Annotated in this window: 25 protein-coding genes; 16 read left to right on the forward strand and 9 right to left on the reverse strand. The window is 42.2% G+C overall.

The annotated features are described in order from the left end of the window. Positions 1–3 precede the first annotated feature (3 nt). The 4 genes from MJ612_RS17150 to glmM all read right to left on the reverse strand — a co-directional run bounded on the left by MJ612_RS17150 (position 4) and on the right by glmM (position 3,859). A complete protein-coding gene (locus MJ612_RS17150) occupies positions 4–504 on the reverse strand; it encodes a hypothetical protein (protein WP_187034031.1) in 501 nt (166 codons plus the stop codon). Between the two features lie 11 nt (positions 505–515). Then, complete coding sequence (locus tag MJ612_RS17155; RefSeq protein WP_187034030.1) at positions 516–1,097, reverse strand: LOG family protein; 582 nt, start codon at positions 1,095–1,097, stop codon at positions 516–518. 89 nt (positions 1,098–1,186) lie between these two features. Beyond that, complete coding sequence (locus tag MJ612_RS17160; protein WP_187034029.1) at positions 1,187–2,329, reverse strand: cysteine desulfurase family protein; 1,143 nt, start codon at positions 2,327–2,329, stop codon at positions 1,187–1,189. A gap of 135 nt (positions 2,330–2,464) precedes the next feature. Beyond that, positions 2,465–3,859, reverse strand: a complete 1,395-nt coding sequence (gene glmM, locus MJ612_RS17165; RefSeq protein WP_187034028.1) for a phosphoglucosamine mutase — start codon at positions 3,857–3,859, stop codon at positions 2,465–2,467. Between the two features lie 125 nt (positions 3,860–3,984). On the opposite strand from glmM, the gene mazG reads away from it, so the two are divergent. The 12 genes from mazG (at position 3,985) to MJ612_RS17225 (ending at position 15,347) form a co-directional block, all read left to right on the forward strand. Next, complete coding sequence (gene mazG / locus MJ612_RS17170; RefSeq protein ID WP_187034027.1) at positions 3,985–4,794, forward strand: nucleoside triphosphate pyrophosphohydrolase; 810 nt, start codon at positions 3,985–3,987, stop codon at positions 4,792–4,794. Between the two features lie 516 nt (positions 4,795–5,310). Continuing rightward, positions 5,311–6,183: a MotA/TolQ/ExbB proton channel family protein gene (locus MJ612_RS17175; protein WP_187034026.1), complete on the forward strand. Its 873-nt coding sequence runs from the start codon at positions 5,311–5,313 to the stop codon at positions 6,181–6,183. An 18-nt stretch (positions 6,184–6,201) separates the two neighbouring features. Next, positions 6,202–6,813, forward strand: a complete 612-nt coding sequence (locus MJ612_RS17180) for an ExbD/TolR family protein (RefSeq protein WP_187034025.1) — start codon at positions 6,202–6,204, stop codon at positions 6,811–6,813. A gap of 19 nt (positions 6,814–6,832) precedes the next feature. After that, complete coding sequence (locus tag MJ612_RS17185; protein ID WP_187034024.1) at positions 6,833–7,360, forward strand: ExbD/TolR family protein; 528 nt, start codon at positions 6,833–6,835, stop codon at positions 7,358–7,360. Positions 7,361–7,365: 5 nt separating this feature from the next. Next, positions 7,366–8,184, forward strand: coding sequence for an energy transducer TonB (locus MJ612_RS17190; RefSeq protein ID WP_187034023.1), 819 nt, complete (start codon positions 7,366–7,368; stop codon positions 8,182–8,184). Positions 8,185–8,382: 198 nt separating this feature from the next. Then, complete coding sequence (locus tag MJ612_RS17195) at positions 8,383–9,228, forward strand: energy transducer TonB (protein WP_187034022.1); 846 nt, start codon at positions 8,383–8,385, stop codon at positions 9,226–9,228. Between the two features lie 374 nt (positions 9,229–9,602). Further along, complete coding sequence (locus MJ612_RS17200) at positions 9,603–10,541, forward strand: PstS family phosphate ABC transporter substrate-binding protein (RefSeq protein WP_187034021.1); 939 nt, start codon at positions 9,603–9,605, stop codon at positions 10,539–10,541. Between the two features lie 58 nt (positions 10,542–10,599). After that, entirely contained in the window at positions 10,600–12,249 is a 1,650-nt protein-coding gene (locus tag MJ612_RS17205; RefSeq protein ID WP_187034020.1) for a tetratricopeptide repeat protein, read from the forward strand. Between the two features lie 167 nt (positions 12,250–12,416). Continuing rightward, positions 12,417–13,304, forward strand: a complete 888-nt coding sequence (gene era, locus MJ612_RS17210) for a GTPase Era (protein WP_187034019.1) — start codon at positions 12,417–12,419, stop codon at positions 13,302–13,304. A 70-nt stretch (positions 13,305–13,374) separates the two neighbouring features. After that, positions 13,375–14,688, forward strand: a complete 1,314-nt coding sequence (gene der, locus MJ612_RS17215; RefSeq protein WP_187034018.1) for a ribosome biogenesis GTPase Der — start codon at positions 13,375–13,377, stop codon at positions 14,686–14,688. An 80-nt stretch (positions 14,689–14,768) separates the two neighbouring features. After that, positions 14,769–14,969: a hypothetical protein gene (locus tag MJ612_RS17220; protein ID WP_187034017.1), complete on the forward strand. Its 201-nt coding sequence runs from the start codon at positions 14,769–14,771 to the stop codon at positions 14,967–14,969. 186 nt (positions 14,970–15,155) lie between these two features. After that, on the forward strand, positions 15,156–15,347 hold the full coding sequence (locus tag MJ612_RS17225; protein ID WP_187034016.1) for a hypothetical protein: 192 nt from the start codon (positions 15,156–15,158) through the stop codon (positions 15,345–15,347). A gap of 55 nt (positions 15,348–15,402) precedes the next feature. On the opposite strand, the gene MJ612_RS17230 is transcribed toward MJ612_RS17225, so the two are convergent. After that, entirely contained in the window at positions 15,403–15,972 is a 570-nt protein-coding gene (locus MJ612_RS17230; protein ID WP_187034015.1) for a hypothetical protein, read from the reverse strand. 208 nt (positions 15,973–16,180) lie between these two features. Here MJ612_RS17230 and MJ612_RS17235 point away from each other — a divergent pair, with 208 nt between their 5' ends. Beyond that, positions 16,181–17,263: a hypothetical protein gene (locus MJ612_RS17235; protein WP_187034014.1), complete on the forward strand. Its 1,083-nt coding sequence runs from the start codon at positions 16,181–16,183 to the stop codon at positions 17,261–17,263. A gap of 15 nt (positions 17,264–17,278) precedes the next feature. On the opposite strand, the gene murQ is transcribed toward MJ612_RS17235, so the two are convergent. The 4 genes from murQ to MJ612_RS17255 all read right to left on the reverse strand — a co-directional run bounded on the left by murQ (position 17,279) and on the right by MJ612_RS17255 (position 20,501). After that, the gene (gene murQ / locus MJ612_RS17240; protein WP_187034013.1) at positions 17,279–18,103 is read right to left on the reverse strand and encodes an N-acetylmuramic acid 6-phosphate etherase; all 825 of its coding nucleotides are present in this window, start codon (positions 18,101–18,103) and stop codon (positions 17,279–17,281) included. Positions 18,104–18,143: 40 nt separating this feature from the next. Continuing rightward, a complete protein-coding gene (locus MJ612_RS17245) occupies positions 18,144–19,016 on the reverse strand; it encodes a hypothetical protein (protein ID WP_187034012.1) in 873 nt (290 codons plus the stop codon). A 63-nt stretch (positions 19,017–19,079) separates the two neighbouring features. Continuing rightward, on the reverse strand, positions 19,080–19,334 hold the full coding sequence (locus MJ612_RS17250) for a cytochrome b5 domain-containing protein (RefSeq protein WP_187034011.1): 255 nt from the start codon (positions 19,332–19,334) through the stop codon (positions 19,080–19,082). Positions 19,335–19,343: 9 nt separating this feature from the next. Then, complete coding sequence (locus MJ612_RS17255; protein ID WP_187034010.1) at positions 19,344–20,501, reverse strand: formimidoylglutamase; 1,158 nt, start codon at positions 20,499–20,501, stop codon at positions 19,344–19,346. A gap of 239 nt (positions 20,502–20,740) precedes the next feature. Here MJ612_RS17255 and MJ612_RS17260 point away from each other — a divergent pair, with 239 nt between their 5' ends. The 3 genes from MJ612_RS17260 (at position 20,741) to MJ612_RS17270 (ending at position 23,840) form a co-directional block, all read left to right on the forward strand. Continuing rightward, the gene (locus MJ612_RS17260; protein WP_187034009.1) at positions 20,741–22,504 is read left to right on the forward strand and encodes an AMP-dependent synthetase/ligase; all 1,764 of its coding nucleotides are present in this window, start codon (positions 20,741–20,743) and stop codon (positions 22,502–22,504) included. Positions 22,505–22,632: 128 nt separating this feature from the next. Further along, a complete protein-coding gene (locus tag MJ612_RS17265; protein WP_187034008.1) occupies positions 22,633–23,226 on the forward strand; it encodes a hypothetical protein in 594 nt (197 codons plus the stop codon). Positions 23,227–23,405: 179 nt separating this feature from the next. After that, on the forward strand, positions 23,406–23,840 hold the full coding sequence (locus MJ612_RS17270; RefSeq protein WP_187034007.1) for a MarR family winged helix-turn-helix transcriptional regulator: 435 nt from the start codon (positions 23,406–23,408) through the stop codon (positions 23,838–23,840). The last annotated feature ends 9 nt before the right edge of the window (positions 23,841–23,849 follow it).

Raw genomic sequence — 23,849 nt, forward strand, 5'->3', positions numbered from 1 at the left:
AAATTAATCCCAGTCCCAATCCGAATCATCTCCGTCATCCTCCTCAGGATCAAGCATAATAGGAGCTTTAAGGTATATACCTAAAGCCTTCTGAGGTCCGCCCTTGGCATATCTTATTCTATAGTTCAGGCCCATGTAGTAGTTCACCCAGTAATCAGTTTGAAGACCTATAGCTGTTGCTTCGTCTTTCTTAAACTCAATATATGGTCCTGCTGAAATGCCAACTATCCCTAGACCTGTTTGTGCCTGCGTGTAAAGAATGGTATTTCCTTTCCGACGGTCAAAACCTAAGTTAGCACTAAACGGAACCTTATAGTCTTCAAACCACCACAACGATGCTTCAACACCCCAACTTACCTTCGGCTTCTTATCCCCGAAATTATAATGGAAAGCCGGACCTACCGAGAAAACATCCTGAGCATGTACTGCATGAAGAGCCAGTACAAGTAAAATTAAAAGCAACTTATACTTTAAAGCCACTTTCTTACTAGTAGAAAAGGTCATATGTTACTGATTTAGATTCTTTTGAAGTCGATCCAGTAATCGGAAGTTGCATCTGAGTATTCTCGGATTTTCTGAAGAAGTATAACAGGGTTGTCTTCAATGATGAGGTTCTCGCGTTGGTCAGGTTTTACAAAGCCCTCCGCTATCGTATGATCTATCATCTCAAAGAATTTATCATAGTAGCCATTAATGTTGTAGAAGGCAACAGGCTTTTTAATAATACCTAACTGGTTCCAGGTAATGATCTCGCAGATCTCGTCGAAGGTGCCAAAGCCGCCTGGCATCGCTATAAACGCATCAGAGCGTGCCGCCATTATTGCCTTACGCTCGTGCATTGTTTCTACCACATGTAACTCATGTAAGCCATTATGAGCTACTTCTCTGTCAACCAGGCTTTGTGGAATTACCCCAATCACTCTTCCATTGTTTTCCAGAACAGCATCGGCTATAACACCCATTAAACCGACATTACCAGCTCCATAAACAAGTGTTACATGTTGCTCTGCCATTAGTCTTCCTAATTCCGCAGATGCCTGGCTGTATACATTGTTTGTTCCTGTGTTTGCCCCACAGAATACGCCTATACTTTTCATTTATACTTTATTTCTGTTTATACTTTGGCTAAAGAAAAGCTCCGGCATTGCTACCGGAGCCTCTATTTTATACTTTATGTTTATAGCAGCTAAGCCGTTACTTTAGTATACAGTTTAGCTAAGGTCTCTGCTACAAAATCAATTTCTTCAGGAGTATTATACTTACTGAAAGAGAAGCGAACTGATCCACGAGCAGGGTCTAGATTTAAAGCACGCAATACATGCGAGCCGGCATTAGCACCACTGCTGCAGGCGCTGCCACCAGATGCAGATATTTTATTTATGTCCAGGCTGAACAGCAGCATCTCGTTTATATCAGAAGCAGGCAGGCTTACATTAAGTACAGTATACAAACTCTTATCACCAAATTCTGACATGCCATTGAAGCTTACATCCTCCAGTTGCTCACGCAGTTTATAGATCATCCTGTCTTTCAAACTCTGAATATGACGCATATGGTCATCCATGTCACGGTAAGCAATTTCCAGTGCTTTTGCCAAGCCAATAATGCCATACACGTTCTCGGTACCACCACGCATATTGCGCTCCTGCGCACCACCTTGTATTAAAGGCTGTATTTTGAAGTTTGCATCGCTGTACAGGAAACCCACACCTTTAGGACCATGAAACTTGTGAGCTGAACCAACTATAAAATTAGCGCCAAGGGTTTGCAGGTCGTGCTTGTAATGGCCCATTGTCTGCACTGTATCAGAGTGGAAGAGGGCGTTATACTTTTTGCAAATCTCACCTATAGTCTGAATATCGTTGAGGTTACCAATCTCGTTGTTGGCATGCATTACAGATACCAGTGTCTGTGGCTGATTTGCCAGCAGTTCTTCCAGGTGCTCCAGGTCCAGGTTGCCGCGCTCATCGTGGCGGAGGTAGCTCACCTGTACACCATCCTGCTTCTCCAGCATTTCCATGGTATGTAACACAGCATGGTGCTCCAGTTTAGTGCTGATAGCATGCTTTATACCCAAGGTACGACAAGTGCAAATCAGAGCTGCATTATCTGCTTCGGTTCCGCCAGAAGTAAAGAAGATCTCGGCAGGTGACGTATTTAGTAATCCCGCTACTGTTTTACGTGCCTTCTCAATAGCTGCCCTTACCTCGCGCCCATGCGAATGAATAGAGGACGGATTTCCGTAGTGTTCCAGCATAAAAGGAGCCATTGCATCAAAAACTTCCTTGTCTAAAGGAGTTGTGGCAGCATTGTCTAAATATACACGCATGTCGGTAAGGGTTTGAATTACTATATATTACGAACTACTAAAGTATTAAAAAAAGTTGCGCCAAGGATAAAGAATATGAAGCTTTATCCTTGGCGCTTTATGTTGCCTGTTAATATTTATACTTACAACAACACATTATGCTTTTACAGAAATAATTTCTTTGATATCTGCGATGATCTTATTAGCCAGGTGCTCAGCTGTAGCATTGCTATCCGACTCTGCATAAATACGGATAATAGGCTCCGTGTTTGACTTGCGCAGGTGCACCCACTCTTTATCAAACTCAATCTTAACACCATCTATCGTATTGATTGGCTGCTTGGCATAACGCTCCTGCATCTGCGTCAGAACTGCATCTACATTAACATCCGGCGTAAGCTCTATCTTGTTTTTAGAAATGTAGTAGTTAGGATAACTGGCACGTAGGCGAGTCATGCTCATCCCTGATTTTGCCAGGTGCGTCAGGAACAAAGCTATACCTACTAAAGCATCGCGGCCATAATGTAGCTCAGGGTAGATGATACCACCGTTACCTTCGCCACCGATTACTGCGTTCTGCTCCTTCATCATGTTTACCACGTTCACTTCGCCAACAGCGGCAGCAAAATAACTGCCACCTGCTTTCTCTGTTACATCACGTAGTGCTCTTGTTGATGATAGATTAGAAACCGTGTTACCTACTTTATTCTTCAGGATATAGTCAGCAACGGCTACCAAGGTATATTCCTCCCCAAACATGCTGCCGTCCTCGTTTATCAGCGCCAGGCGGTCCACATCCGGGTCTACAACTATACCTAAGTCAAACTTACCTTTTTCTATCACTTTAGAAATCTCGCGCAGGTTCTCTGGCAGTGGTTCCGGGTTATGCGGAAAATGACCATCCGGCTCACAGAAAAGCTTTTCTACTTTCTTTACGCCCAGCGCTTCCAGCAGCATTGGTACAGCAATACCACCTGTCGAGTTTACACAGTCAATGGCTACACTAAATTTCTTTGCTTTAATAGCTTCTACATCTACTAAAGGCAGCTCAAGTATAGCTTTTATGTGGTTTTTTATCGCATCCTCCTGCTTTGTATAAGTGCCAAGTTCTGTTACCTGTGCAAACTCAAAAGCTTCTTTTTCGGCTAGTTCCAGTACCAGCTTTCCTTCTGCGTCCGAAATAAATTCACCTTTATAGTTCAGGAGCTTCAGGGCGTTCCACTGCTTAGGATTATGGCTGGCTGTAAGTATAATGCCGCCACCTGCTTTAAGTTCGGGTACCACCATCTCTACAGTCGGAGTTGTAGAAAGGCCAACATCCACAACGTTTATGCCCAGCCCCTGCAGGGTAGCACAAACCAGCTTGTTGATCATATCGCCAGAGATACGTGCATCACGCCCAACTACTATTGTGTTATTATTATTAGTAGTCTGGAGTACCCAGGTACCGTAGGCTGCAGCAAATTTAACCACATCTACAGGGGTAAGTGCATCACCTGCCTGCCCGCCTATCGTTCCTCTAATTCCTGAAATTGATTTTATTAAAGCCACTTGAATTAATGTTTGTAGGTTGCAAAAGTAGCAATATTTAACTTTATACTTAACACCTTTACTTAATATATAGCTATAACTGTTTCCAACAAACAGCAACAGCCGTATTTTAGTATATTTGCTTTATGGATAAAACTTTTTTTGACGATACTGCGCGTGGTAAGCAACTACAGGCCTTTAACAGATTATTGGATGTAATGGACGACCTGCGCGAAAAGTGCCCTTGGGACCGTAAACAAACACTGGAGAGTCTACGCCATTTAACTATAGAAGAAACTTACGAATTATCGGATGCCATACTTAAGCAGGATATGCCTGAGATCAAAAAAGAGATCGGGGACCTGATGTTGCACATGGTGTTTTACGCAAAAATAGCCTCTGAGCAAAAAGCTTTTGATATTGCCGATGTACTAAACGCTCTTTGCGAAAAACTTATATTCCGCCATCCGCACATTTACGGTGATGTAACAGCAGATACAGAAGAACAGGTAAAGAAAAACTGGGAGCAGCTTAAACTGAAAGAAGGTAATAAGTCTGTTTTAGGTGGTGTGCCATCATCGTTGCCGGCTTTGGTTAAGGCTATGCGCATCCAGGAAAAGGCTCGTGGCGCAGGGTTTGATTGGGACGATAAATCCCAGGTATGGGAAAAGGTGCAGGAAGAGCTAAATGAGTTTGAAGAAGAGTTTAACGTGGCCGACATTACCACTTTAAATAAAGAGCGTGCCACAGCTGAGTTCGGAGATCTGCTTTTTTCTTTAATAAATTTTGCCCGTTTTGTTGATATTAACCCGGAAGAGGCGCTAGAGCGAACTAACCTTAAATTTATAGACAGGTTTCAGTATCTGGAGACTGAGGCAGCCAAGGATGGGAAGAAATTACAGGACATGAGTTTGGAAGAAATGGATTTTTACTGGAATAGAGCAAAAAAGAAGTAGCTATGCATACATTCTTTAAATACGTTGCTTATATTTAAAGCGCTTTTTCCTAAAACTAAAGTATAGAACAGGCAATATTTTGTGCTAAATTATAACGTATAACAGCTGTTGCTAAAGCTTTATGTTATAACTGGTAGCCAGCTGACAGGCTACAGCCAGCATTTGTAATCTTTTCTTTGTGCCTCAAAATGCAACAATTGTAAGCCAGCTATGTATAATGGTAGTGCTCAATTTTTATTTTGAAATTTTCAAAGAGAATGCTTTCTGAATGATGTTTATACTTTGGATAATATTTGAAAATACATAGATTTGTAAAAGCACCCCTGTGTAAAATAATCAGGAAGAGCAATTTTAACCATTTTAAGCATCTTAATTAACTGCCAGGAATAGTAAAATTGAAAGGTTTTGCTAAAAAGTTTGGTGGTTAAAGAACTAAAAATGAAACAATTACATTTTTATAATTACACAATCAATTTAATTACAACACAAACAGCTAAACTTTAAACTTTAATCAAAATGGAAAAAAAGACTGCAGTAGTGAGCAAAGATGCTAATGTAGAAGTAAAGACTAGCCCGGCAGGCTCTTTATTTGCCACTATCGTTATTCCCCTTGCTGTACTTGCATGTGTACTTGTTTATATGTTCGTACTAGGCAACCCTGCTAACTTCGAAGGTGGCAGCAACGAAAATCACCCGCTTCCAGGTAACTATTTAGGTATTGTTTACAAAGGTGGTTGGGTAGTTCCGATCCTGATGGCTCTTGTACTGATGGTATTTATTTTCGCTATCGAGCGTGTACTTACAATCAACAAGGCAAAAGGTACTAAGAGTGTTCCTGCATTCGTGCGTAACATTTCTGCTAAACTTAACCAGCGTGACATCAATGGTGCTATTGCTGCCTGCGACGCTCAGAAAGGTTCTGTTGCAAACGTAGTAAAAGCTGGTCTTCTTAAGTATAAAGAGATGCAGAATGAGCCTGAGCTGTTAAAAGCTGAGAAAGTTGCTGCTATCCAGAAAGAGATCGAAGAATCTACTTCTCTTGAGTTACCAATGCTTGAGAAAAACTTGGTAGTAATTTCAACTATCGCTTCTATCTCAACACTTACAGGTCTGATCGGTACAGTACTTGGTATGATCAAGGCGTTCGCCGCTCTTGCTTCTTCTGGTACTCCTGATGCAACTGCACTTTCTAACGGTATCTCTGAGGCCTTGATCAACACAGCGATCGGTATTACTGGTTCTGCTCTTGCGATCATCGCTTACAACTACTTCACTAGCAAAATCGACGAGTTAACTTATAGCATTGACGAAGCTGGCTTCAGCATCATCTCTACTTTTGCTGCTCAGCACGATAGCGCTAACGCGAACGTAAGACAACACACAGTTTAATTGATTTAACCCAGAAAGATGCCTAAAGTAAAAGTAAAAAGAACCAGACCCTCGTTGGACATGACACCGATGGTGGACTTGGGCTTCTTGTTAGTTACTTTCTTTATGCTGACTGCTACTATGGCTCCTGAAAAGGCTGTGATAGTAGATACACCCTCGTCTGTATCAGATATCAAGATACCTGACTCTAACGTTATTACTATCTCTATTGATAAGAATGACAGAGTATTCTTCGGAGTAGATGGTCAGAACACGAGAACAGCATTGTTAGACAAGATAGCAAGCAAGTATGGTGTTAGTTTCAATGAACAGGAAGCCAAAACTTTCTCTTTGATTAGTGAATTCGGGGTGCCGGTAAACCAGCTTAAGTCTTACCTGGCCCTGGGTGCTGATGCAAGAAGAAATTTTGACAAGACCTCTCCAGGTATACCTATCGACTCAGTTAATAACCAACTGGGAGACTGGGTGCACCAGACGCGTCTGACAAACCCTAAAGTGATCATCGCTATTAAGGGTGACCAGGACGTGAACTACGAAACTGTACAGCAGGTTATAAGTACACTACAGGATAAGAAGGTTAACAGATTTAACCTGATTACTGACATGGAAAAAAGACCTACAACCCTATAAACGTTAAGGAGACAGAAAAATGGCAGAAGTACAACAGCAAGCCGACTCCGGTAAGGGTGGTAAGAAACGTTCCAAAAAGATGTCTACATCATTGGATATGACGCCAATGGTGGACCTTGCCTTCCTTCTCTTAACATTCTTTATGCTTACGACTACGTTCAGTAAGCCGCAGACCATGGAAATTAACATGCCTGTGAAAGATGTTCCGAAAGAAGAACAGATTGCTCTGAAGGCAAGTAATGCGATGACAATTATCTTAGGTGATGACGATAAAGTATTTTATTACTTTGGTCTGGGTGCTCCTGAAGAGAACCCTGAAGTGATAGAAACTGATTATTCTGCATCAGGTATTCGTAAGGTTCTTATCTCTCAAAGAGTAAAGAGCAACCCGAAGATGACCGTGATGATCAAACCTATGGAGACGTCGCGCTACAAGAACATGGTAGACATCCTGGATGAACTGAAAATTACCGATACCAAGAAATTTGCCCTTGTAGATATTACTGACACGGATAAGCAATTGGTACAAACTAAAATTGGACAATAACAGATATGGACGAAAGTAAGTTAGCTAAAGCATCGCTTGATGATATCGTCTTTGCCGGACGAAACAAAGCATATGGTGCCTATCTACTTCGTAAACTGTATAATAGCCATATCACGAAAGCAGCTATCATTGCAACCATATTATTTGCGCTTTTCATCAGCATGCCGCTGATAAGCAAAATGATAGGAGGCGATGAAGAAGAAGTAGTGGAAGAGCGTGTTATTACAGAAGTAGACCTGGCCCCACCTCCACCACTAGAGGAGAATACGCCACCGCCACCGCCACCGCCATCAACACCGCCACCGCCGCCAGTACGTGCGTCGATAAAGTATACGCCGCCGGTTGTTAAGCGTGACGAAGAGGTGCGTGAAGAGGAAGAAGTTCCGGATGTGGAAGTACTGGAAGAAATTGACGCCGGTACAAAAACTGTTGAAGGAAGCAAAGACGCTCCGCTAGACTTAGGTGAAATTGACGGTACCAGCGACGTAGTTGCAGAGGTAGTTGAAGAAAAACCTTACGAGTATGTGGAGCAGATGCCAACCTTCCCGGGTGGTGAACTGGAAATGCAGAAATATATTGCGAAAAACATTCGCTATCCTGCAGCAGCCACAAGAGCCGGTATCGAAGGACTTGTAGTAGTATCGTTTGTAGTAAGTAAAAACGGTGAGATCTCTGAAGTTAAAGTACTGAAGGGACTAGGAGCCGGAACTGACGAAGAAGCGATGCGCGTAGTGAAATCGATGCCGAAGTGGAACCCAGGTAAACAAAATGGTAGAGCTGTACCAGTAAGATTTACCGTACCGGTTCGTTACACAATCAAATAAAATAGCTTAGCTATACTTAGAAACCCGATCAGGAAACTGATCGGGTTTTTTGTTTAAATAAAAATACTCAGCATGCATACTATTTAAGTATAATATCGTATATTCAGTTTATAATATCTTTAAAACCATTACATAAAATCAAAAGCAAAATAAAAGATGATTACCTGACATATTGTTAAACTATAAAACCCAAAGCCCATGAAAGAGAGCTATTTATTCGACATGACCTTTAACAACATTATTTTTAAAGGTCGGAACCAGGCGTACGGAGCCTATAAGCTGCGACGCGTTTACCACAGGCACATTATAATAGCAGCTATACTTGCGATAGCGATCTTTTCTGGAGGGCTTATAGGTCCGTTAGTAAATAATATATTCTTTACACCTCCCGAAAGGTATGTGAAGCCGGTAATTGATATTATTGAACCTATAACTATAGTTTTGCCCCCACTCCCTGTAGATCCGGAGCCTGTAAAAGAAACTGCGCCAACTGCTGCACCAGAAAAAGTGAAGGTTAAGACAGAAGTATATGTGGCAAATAAAATAGTACCTGATGATGCCCCGGTAAAAGAAACCATAATTGCTAATCAGGAAGATCTACAAAATGCTAACATCGGAGTAGAAAAAGTAGATGGTGTAAAGCCATCAGATTTACCTGTTACTATGCCATCTGATGATTTGATTGGCATAGACGGCGGCACCGGCACAGAAGAAAATACAGATAACAGTATAAAAGACTTTGCGGAGATAATGCCTGAATATGAGGGTGGATTTGACGCATTAGCTAAATACATGGGAAGAAAGATGATTTACCCCGGTGCTGCCAGATCTGCAGGAATAGAAGGCACAGTAGTTGTTTCTTTTGTAGTGAGCCGAAACGGAGCCATAGAAGATGTAAAAGTTTTGAAAGGGTTAGGTTTTGGCACAGATGAAGAAGCAATGCGTGTAGTAAGAAGTATGCCGCGCTGGAAACCGGGAAAACAAAACGGAACACCTGTAGCTGTCAGGTATACATTGCCAATTAAGTTTGCCTTAAAAAACTAAATATCAGTACATAAGTATAAAGCAGAGGTCAAAAAAAGCAGAAGCTTTTAGGCCTCTGCTTTCATATTTAATGTGATACCATTAACTTTAAAGGTGAAACAACGCGTATGTTCGTATAAAAGCATAAATGATAAGACCACAAAGACAAAGACCAAGCGGTACATCCTTCACAAAGTTTGTGAAGATTTTCGGCCTGCTCATGACAGTTATATACATAGGTTTGGGTGTCTTCATAATTTTTGCAGATACAGAAACCCTGAATCTAAACATGTCGCGGGACTTTAAATATGTGCTCGGTGGCATACTGATCTTGTACGGAATAATCAGATTTGTAAAAGTATACCAGACTAATACCAAAAGAGAACGAAGAAGGTATGAAGAATAAAATATGGGCAGCTATTCTGGCAGCCGGAACAATAGCTTTAACAAGCTGTGGTAATTCTAGCGATGCTCCCTCAGATACTCCCACATCTGGTAAGATTAACATCAGCGTAGACGAGTCGTTTCAGCCTATTATAGAAACGCAGGTAAGTACTTACGAAGGTATTTACAAGCGAGCTGATATTACGGCAGCCTACAAATCGGAAGGTGAAGTGATAAAAGACATGCTGAATGACAGTACAAGAATTGGTATACTTTCGCGGGCGCTGACAGAAGAAGAGAAAGCTGTTTTCGAGAAGAAAAAGCTGATACCACGAGAAACAAAATTCGCAATCGATGCAATTGCTATTATCGTAAACAGAAACAATCCGGATTCGTTATTTACTTTAGATGAGCTAAAGAGCATATTTAACGGAAATACAAAATCCTGGAAGCAACTGAACAGTGATAGCAAATTAAAAGATATTACTATCGTGTTTGATAACAATAATTCGGGAACAGCACGTTATGTTACCGATTCATTGATTTCAAATCATAAATTGCCACAGAATACTTTTGCGGCTGAATCGCATAAAGCGCTGATAGATTACGTAGAGAAGAATGAGAATGCAATGGGCGTGATCGGCGTGAACTGGATCAGTGATTTTGATGACAGCACAGTAGTAGGTTTTCAAAAAAGAATTAAGGTAGTTGGTGTTAGCGCTGAAGCAGTGCCTAGAACTACAGAAAGCTATTATCAGCCATACCAGGCTTACATTGCACAAGGCACTTACCCTCTGCGTAGATACCTGTATATAATCAATACAACTGGCCGGTCCGGACTTGGCACAGGTTTTGTATCATTTGTAGCAGGGGATAAAGGACAGAGAATTATACTTAAATCCGGCTTGGTGCCTGCCACAACGCCAGTACGTGTAGTTGGAATACAATAATAACTGAATACCTTTTACTCAAAATTAGTACAATTATAACCTTAACAAGCAAATTAAAATGACGAACAACTGGAAGTACATCCTTCTGATGGCCACTGCCTTCCCAACTGCTGCAGCATTTGCACAGACTGGTGACGCAGGTAAACAAGCTGTAGAACAGGAGCGTTATGAGGATGCAAAGTCTATCTATAAAAAACAGCTTAACCAAAAGAAAGCAGATAATGCTTATTACGCATTAGGTGATATTTACCTTAAAACAGATAAGCCTGATTCAGCTGCTTATTATTTTAAGCAAGGTATCTCTAAAAATGACAAGTCTGCGATAAATCATGCTGGTTTAGGTAAGGTTGAAATGTCGAAAGGCAACAAAGCTGAAGCTGAGAAGCATTTTTCGCAGGCTCTGAAGTATAGCAAGTCTAAAGATGCCAATGTACTTACTGCTGTTGCTGAAGCTTATGTTACTGCTGAAAACAAAACAGAAGCTGATTTAAATAAAGCGGTAGGTTACCTGCAGACAGCTGTACAGCGCGATAAAAACAACACGGCAGCTTATATGCTGCTAGGTGATGCGCAGCTTGAGCTGAAAAAAGGTGGTGAAGCCATGACGAGCTATGACAATGCAATCCGCATTGATGATAAGAACCCAAATGCTTACCTGAGAAGAGGCCAGTTGTATACAAGATCAAGAAACTATACAGAAGCTGAGCAGGCGTTCCAGAAGGCAATTGAGATCAATCCTAACTTCGCACCGGCTTACAGAGACCTTGGTGAGTTGTATTACTTTGCAGGTCAGTATGACAAAGCTCTTTCTACATTCAAGAAGTATGTAGATATGGCTGAGAAAACTCCTGAGACCAGAGCAAAGTATGCTTCATTCCTGTTCTTAACAAAGAACTATGATGAAACACTGAAGGAAGTACAGGAAGTTCTGAAAACTGATCCAAACAATACTGTAATGAACCGTTTGCAGGCTTACTCTTATTTAGAGCTAGGTCAGCCGGACAAAGCGCTTCAGGCAATGGAGTCTTACCTGCAGAAAGTAGATAAGAGCAAGCTGATTGCAGAAGACTATGAGTATTATGGCCGTATCCTGAGCAAGAACAACCAGCATGCCAAGGCAACAGAAAACTTAAGTAAAGCAGTTGAGATGGCTCCGGATAAAGTTGAGCTATATCAGGAACTTGCGTCTGCTTATGCTAAGTCTGGCCAGTATGATAAAGCCATAGATGTTTACAACAAGAAGCGCGAAAAATTATCGCCTTCTAATGCTGACTTCTACTACATGGGTAACATTTATATGCAGGCCGGCGAAGATGCCAGAGCTGCTAAAAATGAGCAGAAAGCTTTAGAGTTCTTCAAGAAAGCTGACGAAACATATGCGAACGTTACAACAACTAACCCAACTTACGCTTATGGTCACTACTGGAGAGGTTTGGCAAATGCCAACTTAGATCCTGAAAGCACTAAAGGTTTGGCTAAACCACACTTCGAAGAGTTTCTGAAACTTGCCAGCGGTGAGCCTGATAAGTATAAAGCTGCTCTGGTAGATGCTAACAACTACCTAGCTTACTACTACTTTGGAGTTAAGACAGATAGAAACATTGCGAAGAAGTACTACCAAGAAGTGCTGAAGCTTGATCCGAATAATGAGCAAGCTAAAACAGCAATGGCTGAGATCAACAACCCGGCACAAAGAAAAAAGAAATAAGTTTAAATATTTCGAATTAACAGAAAAGCCTGCTCTCAAAGAGCAGGCTTTTCTGTTTTTATACTTAAGGCTATACTTTAAAGCTATCAATCTGTTAATCAATTATTCAGCGAAAGGCAGGCCGTCTCGTAAAAAAGAAGTAATTTTGCATCCTTAATTTTTGAAGTATGGCAGAGACTCCGCATAAAGCTGGTTTTGTAAGTATAGTTGGGAAGCCAAACGTAGGTAAATCTACGTTGATGAATGCATTAGTGGGCGAGAAGCTTTCTATTATTACATCCAAGGCGCAAACTACGCGGCACCGCATCATGGGTATCCTGAATGGCGATGATTTCCAAATTGTTTATTCTGATACGCCTGGTATTATAAAACCACAGTATGCCTTGCACGAGTCGATGATGAGCTTTGTACGTACCTCCCTGGAAGATGCCGATGTTATACTTTTCGTGACGGACATTTATGAGCAGCACGACGAGGATGATGTGATTAAAAGATTGCAGCATGCGCAGGTGCCTATACTTTTGCTGATAAACAAGATTGACCAGGCAACAGAAGAAGAAGTGCAGCAAAAGGTAGCGTACTGGCAGGAGAAGATGAACCCAACGGAAATTCACCCGATCTCGGCGCTGCACAACTTTGGCTTAGATCAATTATTCCAGCGGTTGCTCCATTACTTGCCAGAACATCCGGCCTTTTATCCCAAAGATGAACTGACTGATAAGCCTGAGCGTTTCTTTGTGTCGGAGATCATCCGCGAGAAGATTTTCCTGAACTATAAAAAAGAGATTCCTTACAGCTGCGAAGTGGTGGTAGAGGAGTTTAAAGAGGAAGAAGACATCATTCGTATCAGGGCTGAGATCAGTGTGGAGCGCAAAAGCCAGAAGGGTATTGTAATTGGCAACAAAGGCGAAGCACTGAAGAAAGTGGGTATGCAGGCCCGTATTGATATGGAGCAGTTCTTCCAGAAAAAGATATTTCTTGATTTGTATGTGCGCGTGAACGAAAACTGGCGAACAGACCAAAAGCTGTTAAGGCGCTTTGGCTATAGCGAGTAAGTAGGCGCATGTATTAAAGCTTCGGGGCAAGGTGCTCCGGGGGCACTTTAACTATTTTATACTTTTAATAATGTCAACAAACATTATTGCCATTGTAGGCCGCCCAAACGTGGGTAAGTCTACACTTTTTAACCGCCTTGTTGGCCGCCGCCAGGCTATCATGGACAACGAAAGCGGTGTAACCCGCGACAGAAGCTACGGACACGGTGAGTGGTGCGGTAAGTTCTTCACAGTAATAGATACAGGTGGTTACGTACACGGCTCCGACGATATTTTCGAGGGTGAAATTAACAAACAGGTAGAGCTGGCCATTAAAGAAGCCGATGTTATCCTGTTTATGGTTGATGTGGATGCAGGCCTTACCGGTTTGGATGAAGAATTTGCCAACGTATTGCGCCGCACAGATAAACCAATTTACCTTGTTGCTAACAAAGCCGATACAAATGCACGTGCACATCAGGTAGGCGAGTTCTATGCATTAGGTATAGCCGATGAGATTTATGCGATTTCATCACAGAGCGGTTCCGGTACCGGCGACCTTCTGGATGAAGTAGTAAAACATTTTAAAGACGAAGGTGTAGAAGATCCGACTGCCGGTATTCCTAAAATTGCTGTACTTGGCCGACCAAACGTTGGTAAATCATCTTTTGTGAACCTTCTGCTGGGCGTAGAGCGAAACATAGTTACTGACATTGCAGGTACCACCCGCGATGCGATACACTCACACTACAATGCGTTTGGTAAAGAGTTTATTATAGTTGATACTGCTGGTCTGCGTCGCAAGAGCAAGGTAAGCGAAGACATCGAGTTTTATTCAGTGATGCGCTCTGTGCGTGCCCTGGAAGATGCTGACGTTTGTATTGTAATGCTGGATGCAACCCGTGGTATTGAAGCGCAGGACGTAAATATTATTACCCTTGCCGAAAAGAACCGCAAAGGCATTGTTATACTTGTAAACAAGTGGGACCTTGTTGAGAAAGATACTAATTCAACTAAAGAGTTTGAAGAGGAAATTCTGGATAAGATCGCGCCAATTAAGTATGTGCCGGTAATCTTCACTTCGGTGCTTACCAAGCAGCGTATACACAAAGCCATAGAAGTGGCTATGGAAGTATATGAGAACAAGACACAGAAAATTGCTACGTCTAAACTGAATGATGCTCTGTTACCGGATATAGAGCGTTACCCGCCACCAGCTATCAAGGGTAAATTCATTAAGATAAAGTATGTAACGCAACTGCCAACGCATAACCCAACATTTGCATTCTTCTGTAATTTGCCGCAATACATTAAGGAGCCCTATACACGTTACCTTGAGAACCGTATAAGAGAGCACTTCGGATTTAAAGGTGTACCAATTAAGGTATTGTTTAAAAAGAAATAAAAAATTAATCCGAAGAACATTAGGGGATTAAAATATAGTGCTATATTTGTAGCTCGTTTTCAAAAAAACAACAAAACATCATGAAAAAAGTATTCGGTTTATTATTCGTTGCTGGTCTTTTCGCTTTCGCATCTTGCAACAATGCAGAAGAAACAGCTACTGAGACAGAAACAACTGAAACTACTGAGACTACAGTAGAAGAAACAGTTGTTGAAGACACTACTGCTGTAGAAGTTGATACAACTTCAACTCCAGTTGATACTGCTGCTGCTGCTCAGTAATTAACAACACCGCCTGGCGCATGGCCAGGAAAGAAAAAGGCACCTGTTTACAGGTGCCTTTTTTATTATTGAAAAACTATATAGGCTTATCATCGTATTCGATGTCATGTTGACTTGTAAGTTATACCTGTAGGTACAAATATGCTTGCAGTTCAGTTTAATGATTTAAAACCAAAACAATAGAACATGAAAAAGCCAATTTTTATGCTGCTGGCCGCTGGCCTGTTTGCATTTGCATCTTGCGACTCTCCTGCTGAAAACCAGGCAGAGCAAACTGAAGAAGCAGTAGAAGAATCAGAAGATAACGCTGAAGAAGCTGCTGACGACATGGAAGATGCTGCCGATGATATGGAAGATACAACTGCTACAGTTCAGTAAGTCGTTACGCTGAAGTATAACAATAAAGGCGGCCCTTTTAGGGCCGCCTTTATTGTTATGCACCTAAACGGCGTTGTATAAGAGTATTTATAAGTTCAAAAAGACGTTTTGGAGCCTGTGTTCGCCAGTTTACAACTTCTAAATTACCGCCATAGTTTAGGTAATAGTCTAAGTTATAGTTCTTCATCTCGTTCAGCACAAAGTCCTGAAAACCAATAGCTACGATCCAGCCCTCTTCTACATCCTCAAACCATTCTTCATAATAAGAGTCGTCGGAGCCATGGAAGTTGAAAACGTTTTCACCTATAAGTATGAAGTGCTTGATTCCTTCGTGCACCATCGGGTCAATGATGTTGCGCTTTAGCTTCATGATGTCGTTATTCAACGCATCGTTCCACTCGCCGATAAACTCAATTACAGCAAAGCCTTTCTCATAGTCCGCGTAAAGTATTTTCAGAAAGAGCGTTTCTGATTCAATGTCATCCCACTGCGGATGAATATAGTATCCATAAATAGTATTGGTATATTGCGACAGGCTGTTTTCGGCACCGAACAAAGGAGAGCGCGGATCTTCGGAGGCACTGTATAATTCCAGCCAGTTATAAAAAGGCTCTATTGTATGCATAAAAGTGTACGGTAATCGTTAAAGATAACACAGGTTGCTCTTACCTGATTCATTAGGTATACTAAAATAATAACCTGCTGCTGTTTTGGATATACTAAGGCTGTAAACTATAGTTGTGGCTTTAAAGTATAAGAAGTTGATTCAATAAGTTCAGGATGATACATACTTGCGCCGGTGCAAGCCGGTTGCTTTTACCCTTATCAGTTTTATGTTTCCAGTTAAAGCCTATTTGCGTAAAGCCTTACTGTTTATTGCCTTGTTGTGTGTGCAACAGGTTTATGCTAAGGATATAGATTATATAAAAGCATATCACCCGGTTATACACGAAGCCGAGCTACTGCTGCTTAATAAAGATTACAGCTCTGCTTTAGATAAGTATAAGGATGCTTTTAAAGCCGTGCCGGAGCCATTCGCTCGAGACTATTACAACGCTGCGGTCTGTGCTATGCTCTCAGAAAACTATGAACAGACTTTTGATTACCTCGAAGAGTTAGTACTGAAAGGAGTGGAGCTACCATTTATCAGGAAGCAGGAAGTATTTAAGCCACTGCACGAAACGAAAGAATGGGATAAATTTCTGGATAGTTACCCGAAGCGTAGAAAAAAGTATAAGCGTCACGCAGAACTGGACATCAGGGCAGACCTGGATGACTTATATGCGCGGGATAAATATTACAGGTTAGCAAAAGGTGGGGTGCGGATTTATGCTGATACACTTCGGAAAATAGAAAATGATAACGTAGACATCCTGCTGCGCACTATCCAGAAGCATGGCTACCCGGGAGAGAAGCTGATTGGGGTTGGAGACACAATTGAGCAGCTGCCACGGTTCAGTATTGTAATTGAACGACAAACAAAAGCTAAAAAGGGCTTCGATTTTACAGATATACTTAAAGAAGCGGTACAGCAAGGGAAGCTCTCGCCACAGGCAGCAGCTTATCTGATGGAGACACAGCAAGGTGTGCGCAAGTATAAAACAAGGGCGTTGGTGTGGGTGTCTTGCAGTAATCCAAAAGACTGCGCAGGCGACAAAAAACTGAAAGCCTTGAACAAATACCTGGTTGAGGATTTAAATGATAAAGAAGAACAGAAAGTGAATGCGTTCCGTGCGGAGTTAGGACTGGAGCCTCTTGCCGATTATCGTAAAAAGGTACTTTATAATTTAAATGACACCAGGTTTATGCTAAGCAATAAATGGTCTGTTGGTAGTTACGTGGTGCCTAGTAAAGAAGCCGCCAAAGCACTTACACAAGGGTTGGTTATCGCCAAAAAAACAACTACTCCAGAGTAAGTATAAAGAATAGCTTTAGTTTTCTGATGCTGTTTCGCCGTTCCTGTATGCATTTATAGCAGCCCGCACGCTGCCATACTTTTGTAGCAGGGCAGCGGCTTCAGGTCTTGCTAATTGCAGTTCTTCCATTATCATGCGTGTGCCGCGGTCTACTAACTTTAGGTTAGAGAGCTGCATATCTACCATTTTATTGCCTTTTACCCGACCCAACCGGATCATAGTAGAAGTGGTAAGCATGTTCAGAACCAGTTTTTGGGCAGTGCCAGCTTTCATGCGGGTGCTGCCGGTTACAAATTCAGGTCCGGTTATAACCTCTACAGGGTAATCGGCAGCAGCAGCTACGGCGCTACCTGCGTTACAAACTATGCATCCGGTTGCAATGCCATGTTCACGGCAGGTTTTCAGCCCTCTAATTACATAAGGCGTCCGGCCCGATGCAGCTATACCTACCACTATATCTTTATTGGTGATATTATGCTCCTGCAGATCTTTCCAGGCTTGCTCTTCATCGTCTTCAGCAAACTCAACTGCCTTGCGTATTGCGGCATCACCTCCTGCTATCAAGCCTATTACCATGCCATGTGGCACTCCATACGTTGGCGGGCACTCCGAAGCATCTACTACGCCCAGGCGGCCGCTGGTGCCGGCACCAATGTAAAAAAGCCTGCCACCTTGTTGTAAGCGTTCTACGGTAGCATTAACCAGTTGCTCCAGTTGCGGAATAGCTTTTTCTACGGCCAGCGGTACAGTCTTATCTTCATTATTGATACTCTCCAGCAGTTGCCGCACAGGCATATTCTCCAGGCTATTATAATGAGACGCAGATTCGGTAGTAGACACGCTTTGGGTAATTATGAATTAAAAATTACGAATGATGAATTTATACTTTATTTGGAGTACCGAATTTCTCGAGCAGCTCCTGGTGATATTTGATTAAGCCTTCGCTTGGGCTTTGGATAATGGTTTCGATATGCAGGCCATACTTCTGAGCAGACTGTTTAAGAATGTCAGAGAAAAAGTATGCAATAGAACCTACAAAGTTTACCGGCAGCTCCATGTGTCCTTTATACTTTAGCACATGGCGTTCAAAGAAGTTCTCGAAATTTGCATAGATCATCTCTTTAATTACCGGGTGCTTGCGCTTATCATAGGCAAATTTCGCAAATGTGGCTATGTAACGGCTTGGTACTTCAGCACTATACAATGTGTCCAGAAACTCGTCTTTAGTAATATGATAGGTGTTTTTAAGGGATTGGGCCAGTTCTTCCGGAAGCTCGCGATAAAAGTAAGCACGCATCAATAGCTTGCCTAAATAAGCACCACTGCCTTCATCACCCAGTAAAAAACCTAGCGATGGCACATTATCAATAATTTTGGAACCATCATACAGGCAGGTGTTGGAACCTGTACCAAGTATACAGGCAATGCCAGGATTATGGCCACAAAGTGCGCGGGCAGCACTTAATAAATCATGGTCTACGTGTATCTCACTACCCGGGAACAGGCGCTGTAAAGCATCTGCTACTTTTTTGTTTCGTTCCGGAGAGCTGCAACCGGCACCATAAAAGTATACAGCCGATGGATTTTTATCATTCAGATGTGGAAGCAGCGATTTGTTCAGTTCTTCGAAGATATCTTCAGTTTCCTGATACATCGGGTTAAAACCTACCGTTTGTACGTTCTGCAATACATCAGTAAGGTTTAAGGTGTTCCAGTCTGTTTTTGTGGAGCCACTATCTGCAATAAGAACCATATGCTGTTAAAGTAAATTTTATGTAAAGTTGTCTGTTTATACTTATAATATGTGTTACTGGAGCTATTTTTTAAGGTATACTGAATTCTTTACCACTCCGATCACTTCAAATTTATCAAAAACATAATCTGTATGTGGGGCATCTTTCAATTCTTCTGTCAGGTCTTGCCCGGCCCAGTGCTCATAATGGTTGCCTGTGCGCCATAACCTGGATTTCCTCACATCATAGATCACTCCTTTGTAAGCTACCCATACTTCATCTCTGTCTTGTCCGTTGCGGGAGGCCAGCTGTTGTAACGTATACTCTGGTAAATCCATTATTTTAAATTAACCAATGCGGGCCTGCGTCAGTATCCAGCGATTTGGTACTTCTCCTTTGGTGGCTTGCAGGTAGTCTTCGTAGCTGCACGGCACAATGTGCGGCGTCTTCCCGTCTGATAACGACTCTACTTCCAGCCACCACTTCTCAGTCTGCTTGCTTTTATAGAAAACCATGCGATCAGGGTTATCATTAAAAGCTACAGCATACTTAGTGAATTGATTACTGGTAAAGGTAATCTCGTTTTTACGGTGATAATAACCTTCAATAAAATACCAGATCATGGTCGCTACTGTCATGGCCGTAATTTCACGATCATCAAGCGCAGGGTTATATTCGTAAATGCCCAACGAAGTAAGGTTATCGTTAAGGCCGGCGTACCAGCAAAGCTGGCAAGCTTCTTCGCCCGTTAGTCCAAAAGGGTTAGCCGGCTCATAACCCGGTGCATCCTGATGGCGGATAGCAGCAACATCTATAGTTAGCAGGTCTGCCAACCGAACCACAGGCTCCATTTCCTGCACATTGCGGTGTACTTCGCCAACACGGTATGCTTCAAAATGCATCTTCTCGAGCGTGGCCATCACCTCCGGCTCCACCAGGTACGACTGGTACCCGATCTGACCCAGGCTAAACAGGTAGTTAGGTTCGTGCATCAGAATGCTTCGCAGCTGCTTTTTGTTAGGAGTAGCGGCTGTGTCCTCTGTCATGTCCACGCTGCTATCCACAGTAACCATGTTTACCACACGCTCCAGGTGCTCATATCCCATAAACTGGCCATATTCCAGGTCGTGTGAGCCACCAATAATTACAGGTATAGTGCCATGAGAAATCAGTACTTCTACAATCTCTTTCAGGCGAAGGTAAGTATCATCTAAAGTAATGCCGGGACGCAAGTTGCCTAAGTCTGCTACATTGCAGCTGCCGGCGCCTTTATTTAAGGCATATAACTTCTTGCGGACAATACGGGCAGGAGCCAAAGCCGGTTCTGTGTTTTCGTCGTTGCCCGCCCCACGTGTTTCATTTATACCTATCAGAGCTATGTCGGCTGATCGCCAATCCGGAAATTTGCTTACAAACCGGCTTATATAAGCACCTAATGTGCGTGGCTTGCTAAGTGCAGCAAACACATCTTCGTTAAGCGGCTCAAAAAAGATCGACAGGTTCATATGTTAACTGTTTTTTTACTCTAAAATACCAAAACCACTTATTTATAAGCCCTGAATACCTGCATTCGTCCGAGAATAGGTAAAAAAGGAAGTGTAATATAACTGATATTAAATATTTATAGGAACGAAAGTGGTAGAAATAAAAAAAAATAAGTAAAATGCACTAACGAAAAACCTGAAAGTCATCATCAGGCGGCTTTATAATAGTAACGATACTTTATACAAAGATATAAAACAGCATGAGCATTACCCGCACCATCGATCTTTTGTCGCATCAGTTAAACAACTATCCTAAATCTGATTGCCTTGCAGTAAAAAGAGAAGGACAGTGGGTGAAGTATAGCACCCAGGATGTGCAGAACATGTCTAACCTGGTAAGCCTTGGCCTTTTAAAGCTGGGCATTGGTAAGAACGATAAAGTCGCCATTATTTCCTTTAACCGACCGGAGTGGGTATTCGCTGATTTTGGTATCCAGCAGCTTGGTGCTATCAGTGTACCGATGTACCCAACCATTACCGTAGAAGATTACCGCTACATTTTTAACGATGCAGAAGTAAAGGTAATTTTTGTGGCTGACAGCGAGCTTTACAACAAAGTAGTAGCTGCTACCGATGGCATGGATAGTGTAAAAGAGATTTATACTTTTGACGAAGTACATGGTGCCAAGCATTGGTCTGAAGTAGTGGAACTGGGTAAGCAGATGGAAAACCCGGATCAGCTTAATGCTTTGCGCGATGCAGTTTCGCCGGAAGATACCCTGACTATTATTTATACTTCTGGTACTACGGGCAACCCGAAAGGTGTAATGCTGACACACAGCAACCTGGTGAGCAATGTGCAGGGGACCGTGCCGTATGTACCGGTAAACAATATGCACCGTGCACTTAGCTTTTTACCGCTCTGCCATATTTTTGAGCGCATGCTGCTATACTTATACATGCGGGTGGGTACCTCAATTTACTATGCCGAAAGTATAGAAAAGGTAGCTGACAACCTGAAGGAAGTACAGCCACACGTATTTACTACAGTGCCACGCCTGCTTGAGAAAGTATATGACAAGATCGTAGCGAAAGGCATGGAGCTGACAGGCGTTAAGCGCAGATTGTTCTTCTGGGCACTGGAGCTGGGGCTTAAATATGATCCGCAGGTTAACCATGGCTGGTGGTATAATCAGCAGCTGGCGTTGGCAAATAAACTTATTTTCAGCAAATGGCGCGAAGCACTGGGTGGTAATGTAATAGCTATCGTTTCGGGTGGGGCGGCTTTACAGCCTCGCCTGGCACGTGTGTTCTGGTCAGCTAACATTCGGGTAATGGAAGGTTACGGTCTTACTGAAACATCGCCGGTAATTACTGTTAACCGCTTTGAGCCGGAGAATAACATGATCGGTACAGTGGGTATGCCAATTGATGGTGTGGAGGTGAAGATTGCAGAAGCTGATGGAGAGATATTAACCCGCGGACCACACGTAATGAAAGGCTACTATAACAAGCCAGAGCTTACAGCTGAAGTAATCGACAGCGAAGGCTGGTTCCATACAGGTGATATCGGTGAAATGATACAGGGAAAATACCTTAAGATCACTGACCGTAAAAAAGAGATGTTTAAAACATCTGGCGGTAAATACGTAGCACCACAGCCAATCGAGAATAAGTTAAAAGAATCAGTAGTAATTGAGCAGGTAATGATCGTGGGCGAAGGACAAAAGTATGCTGCCGCACTAATTGTTCCTTCTTTCCTGGGGCTGCAGGACTACTGCCAGCATAAAGGTATTCCTTATACTTCGGATGTGGAGATGATCACGAAGCCGGAGATTCTGGACAAGTTCAAGCGCGAAATAGACAAAGCTAACGAAGGCCTTGCTCAGTACGAAACAGTGAAGAAATTCACGCTGATCCCGAACATGTGGACCGTAGAAAGCGGAGAACTAACGCCAACCCTTAAAGTGAAGCGTAAAAATATCTCCAGCAACTATAAGAAAGAGATCGAAAGCATGTTTTAAAGTATAAATAGTTACTAACTATACTTAAACTGTCATCCTGAAAGGATCTTTGTTAAAGGTAGCATAAGCACCTGCTACTAACTTAGGCCTTTCAGGATGATTTTTTTGTGTACCAATCTATAGTTGTCATGTACAAATACCTATTTATAGTTTTAGTTATAGTTTGTTTTGCTTGTAAAGAGCGGAAGCAACATGAAGCTATAGTTGATGAGAATCCTGAGCCGGAACTTACATACACCTTAAAGCAAAGGGGTGGTTATTTTAAAGGCATCATATTTTCTGTTAGACATGGAATGAGTCGTGATAAATATGATAAGGATGTTGAAATATTTTCAGATGGTACATTCTATTATCGGTTGCGGGAACGTTATGAGCCAATTATAAAGGCAAACTATACAGGTAAGCTTGACTCTGCCAGCATGGATAGAGTTTATGCAATTCTCGACTCCATTGACTTTAATAAGTTGAAGTTTCCTGAAGGTGATGCAGAAGATGCCCATGAAGTAAATATTTACTTTACAATGTATAATGGTGGGCTTAGTATGAAAGGATATCTTGATGAGGAAATAATGAAGAACATCTGGAATTTGATGGAGCTTGTTGAAGCCCAGGAGATGAAGAAAAGTGATAACCATAGGTTCAGAACTGCCAAGGACGTCATTATTTCACCCCCGGAAGAGTTTAAGCCAAAAGATTATAACAAGTTGCTCGACAGCCTTTAACACCAAAGCCCTCCCTTAATCGGAGGGCTTTTTTATTATCTAATTATTAAAACTATAACCATAGTATCTGTTCAGTGCATCCTGCGTACTACATTTTATGCATGCCGAATAAATTTTTCAGAAATAGTATGCAAGCATAACATTTATTTTCTATATTTGGTATACACCATTGTTTACCCATGAAGCCAGAAGAAACAGTAGACTATAATGTAAAAGTGTGTTGGCATGCTATATCGCGCATGTATAATACCGAGGCCGCTAAAAACGACATTACAACATCTATAGGGTTTGTGCTGTTAAACATAGACCAGGAGGCCGGTACACCTGCCACTAAAATTGCTCCTTTGCTGGGCCTGGAGGCCCGCAGCCTTACCCGCATCCTGAAAAGTATGGAAGAGAAGAAACTAATCTTTAAAGTTTCAGACCCAAGCGATAAACGCCTGGTGCGCATCTTCCTGACCAAAAAAGGCTTGGAGAAGAAAGAAATATCGCGGCGCACGGTAAAGCAGTTTAATGCCAAAGTGCGCGAACAGATTCCGCAGGAAGAACTGGATGCATTCTTTAAAGTGTGTGGCCGCATACAAGGCATGATCGAGAACAAAGAGATTTTTTAATCCATAGAC

This window comes from Pontibacter deserti (assembly GCF_023630255.1).
Taxonomy (GTDB): domain Bacteria; phylum Bacteroidota; class Bacteroidia; order Cytophagales; family Hymenobacteraceae; genus Pontibacter; species Pontibacter deserti.

What these genes read in the sequence shown, in the direction of transcription:
- MJ612_RS17150 (WP_187034031.1), bottom strand. Translation starts at nt 504, where the DNA reads ATGACCTTTTCTACTAGTAAGAAAGTGGCTTTAAAGTATAAGTTGCTT.
- MJ612_RS17155 (WP_187034030.1), bottom strand. Translation starts at nt 1,097, where the DNA reads ATGAAAAGTATAGGCGTATTCTGTGGGGCAAACACAGGAACAAACAAT.
- MJ612_RS17160 (WP_187034029.1), bottom strand. Translation starts at nt 2,329, where the DNA reads ATGCGTGTATATTTAGACAATGCTGCCACAACTCCTTTAGACAAGGAA.
- mazG (WP_187034027.1), top strand. Translation starts at nt 3,985, where the DNA reads ATGGATAAAACTTTTTTTGACGATACTGCGCGTGGTAAGCAACTACAG.
- MJ612_RS17175 (WP_187034026.1), top strand. Translation starts at nt 5,311, where the DNA reads ATGGAAAAAAAGACTGCAGTAGTGAGCAAAGATGCTAATGTAGAAGTA.
- MJ612_RS17180 (WP_187034025.1), top strand. Translation starts at nt 6,202, where the DNA reads ATGCCTAAAGTAAAAGTAAAAAGAACCAGACCCTCGTTGGACATGACA.
- MJ612_RS17185 (WP_187034024.1), top strand. Translation starts at nt 6,833, where the DNA reads ATGGCAGAAGTACAACAGCAAGCCGACTCCGGTAAGGGTGGTAAGAAA.
- MJ612_RS17190 (WP_187034023.1), top strand. Translation starts at nt 7,366, where the DNA reads ATGGACGAAAGTAAGTTAGCTAAAGCATCGCTTGATGATATCGTCTTT.
- MJ612_RS17195 (WP_187034022.1), top strand. Translation starts at nt 8,383, where the DNA reads ATGAAAGAGAGCTATTTATTCGACATGACCTTTAACAACATTATTTTT.
- MJ612_RS17200 (WP_187034021.1), top strand. Translation starts at nt 9,603, where the DNA reads ATGAAGAATAAAATATGGGCAGCTATTCTGGCAGCCGGAACAATAGCT.
- MJ612_RS17205 (WP_187034020.1), top strand. Translation starts at nt 10,600, where the DNA reads ATGACGAACAACTGGAAGTACATCCTTCTGATGGCCACTGCCTTCCCA.
- era (WP_187034019.1), top strand. Translation starts at nt 12,417, where the DNA reads ATGGCAGAGACTCCGCATAAAGCTGGTTTTGTAAGTATAGTTGGGAAG.
- der (WP_187034018.1), top strand. Translation starts at nt 13,375, where the DNA reads ATGTCAACAAACATTATTGCCATTGTAGGCCGCCCAAACGTGGGTAAG.
- MJ612_RS17220 (WP_187034017.1), top strand. Translation starts at nt 14,769, where the DNA reads ATGAAAAAAGTATTCGGTTTATTATTCGTTGCTGGTCTTTTCGCTTTC.
- MJ612_RS17225 (WP_187034016.1), top strand. Translation starts at nt 15,156, where the DNA reads ATGAAAAAGCCAATTTTTATGCTGCTGGCCGCTGGCCTGTTTGCATTT.
- MJ612_RS17230 (WP_187034015.1), bottom strand. Translation starts at nt 15,972, where the DNA reads ATGCATACAATAGAGCCTTTTTATAACTGGCTGGAATTATACAGTGCC.
- MJ612_RS17235 (WP_187034014.1), top strand. Translation starts at nt 16,181, where the DNA reads ATGTTTCCAGTTAAAGCCTATTTGCGTAAAGCCTTACTGTTTATTGCC.
- MJ612_RS17245 (WP_187034012.1), bottom strand. Translation starts at nt 19,016, where the DNA reads ATGGTTCTTATTGCAGATAGTGGCTCCACAAAAACAGACTGGAACACC.
- MJ612_RS17250 (WP_187034011.1), bottom strand. Translation starts at nt 19,334, where the DNA reads ATGGATTTACCAGAGTATACGTTACAACAGCTGGCCTCCCGCAACGGA.
- MJ612_RS17255 (WP_187034010.1), bottom strand. Translation starts at nt 20,501, where the DNA reads ATGAACCTGTCGATCTTTTTTGAGCCGCTTAACGAAGATGTGTTTGCT.
- MJ612_RS17260 (WP_187034009.1), top strand. Translation starts at nt 20,741, where the DNA reads ATGAGCATTACCCGCACCATCGATCTTTTGTCGCATCAGTTAAACAAC.
- MJ612_RS17265 (WP_187034008.1), top strand. Translation starts at nt 22,633, where the DNA reads ATGTACAAATACCTATTTATAGTTTTAGTTATAGTTTGTTTTGCTTGT.
- MJ612_RS17270 (WP_187034007.1), top strand. Translation starts at nt 23,406, where the DNA reads ATGAAGCCAGAAGAAACAGTAGACTATAATGTAAAAGTGTGTTGGCAT.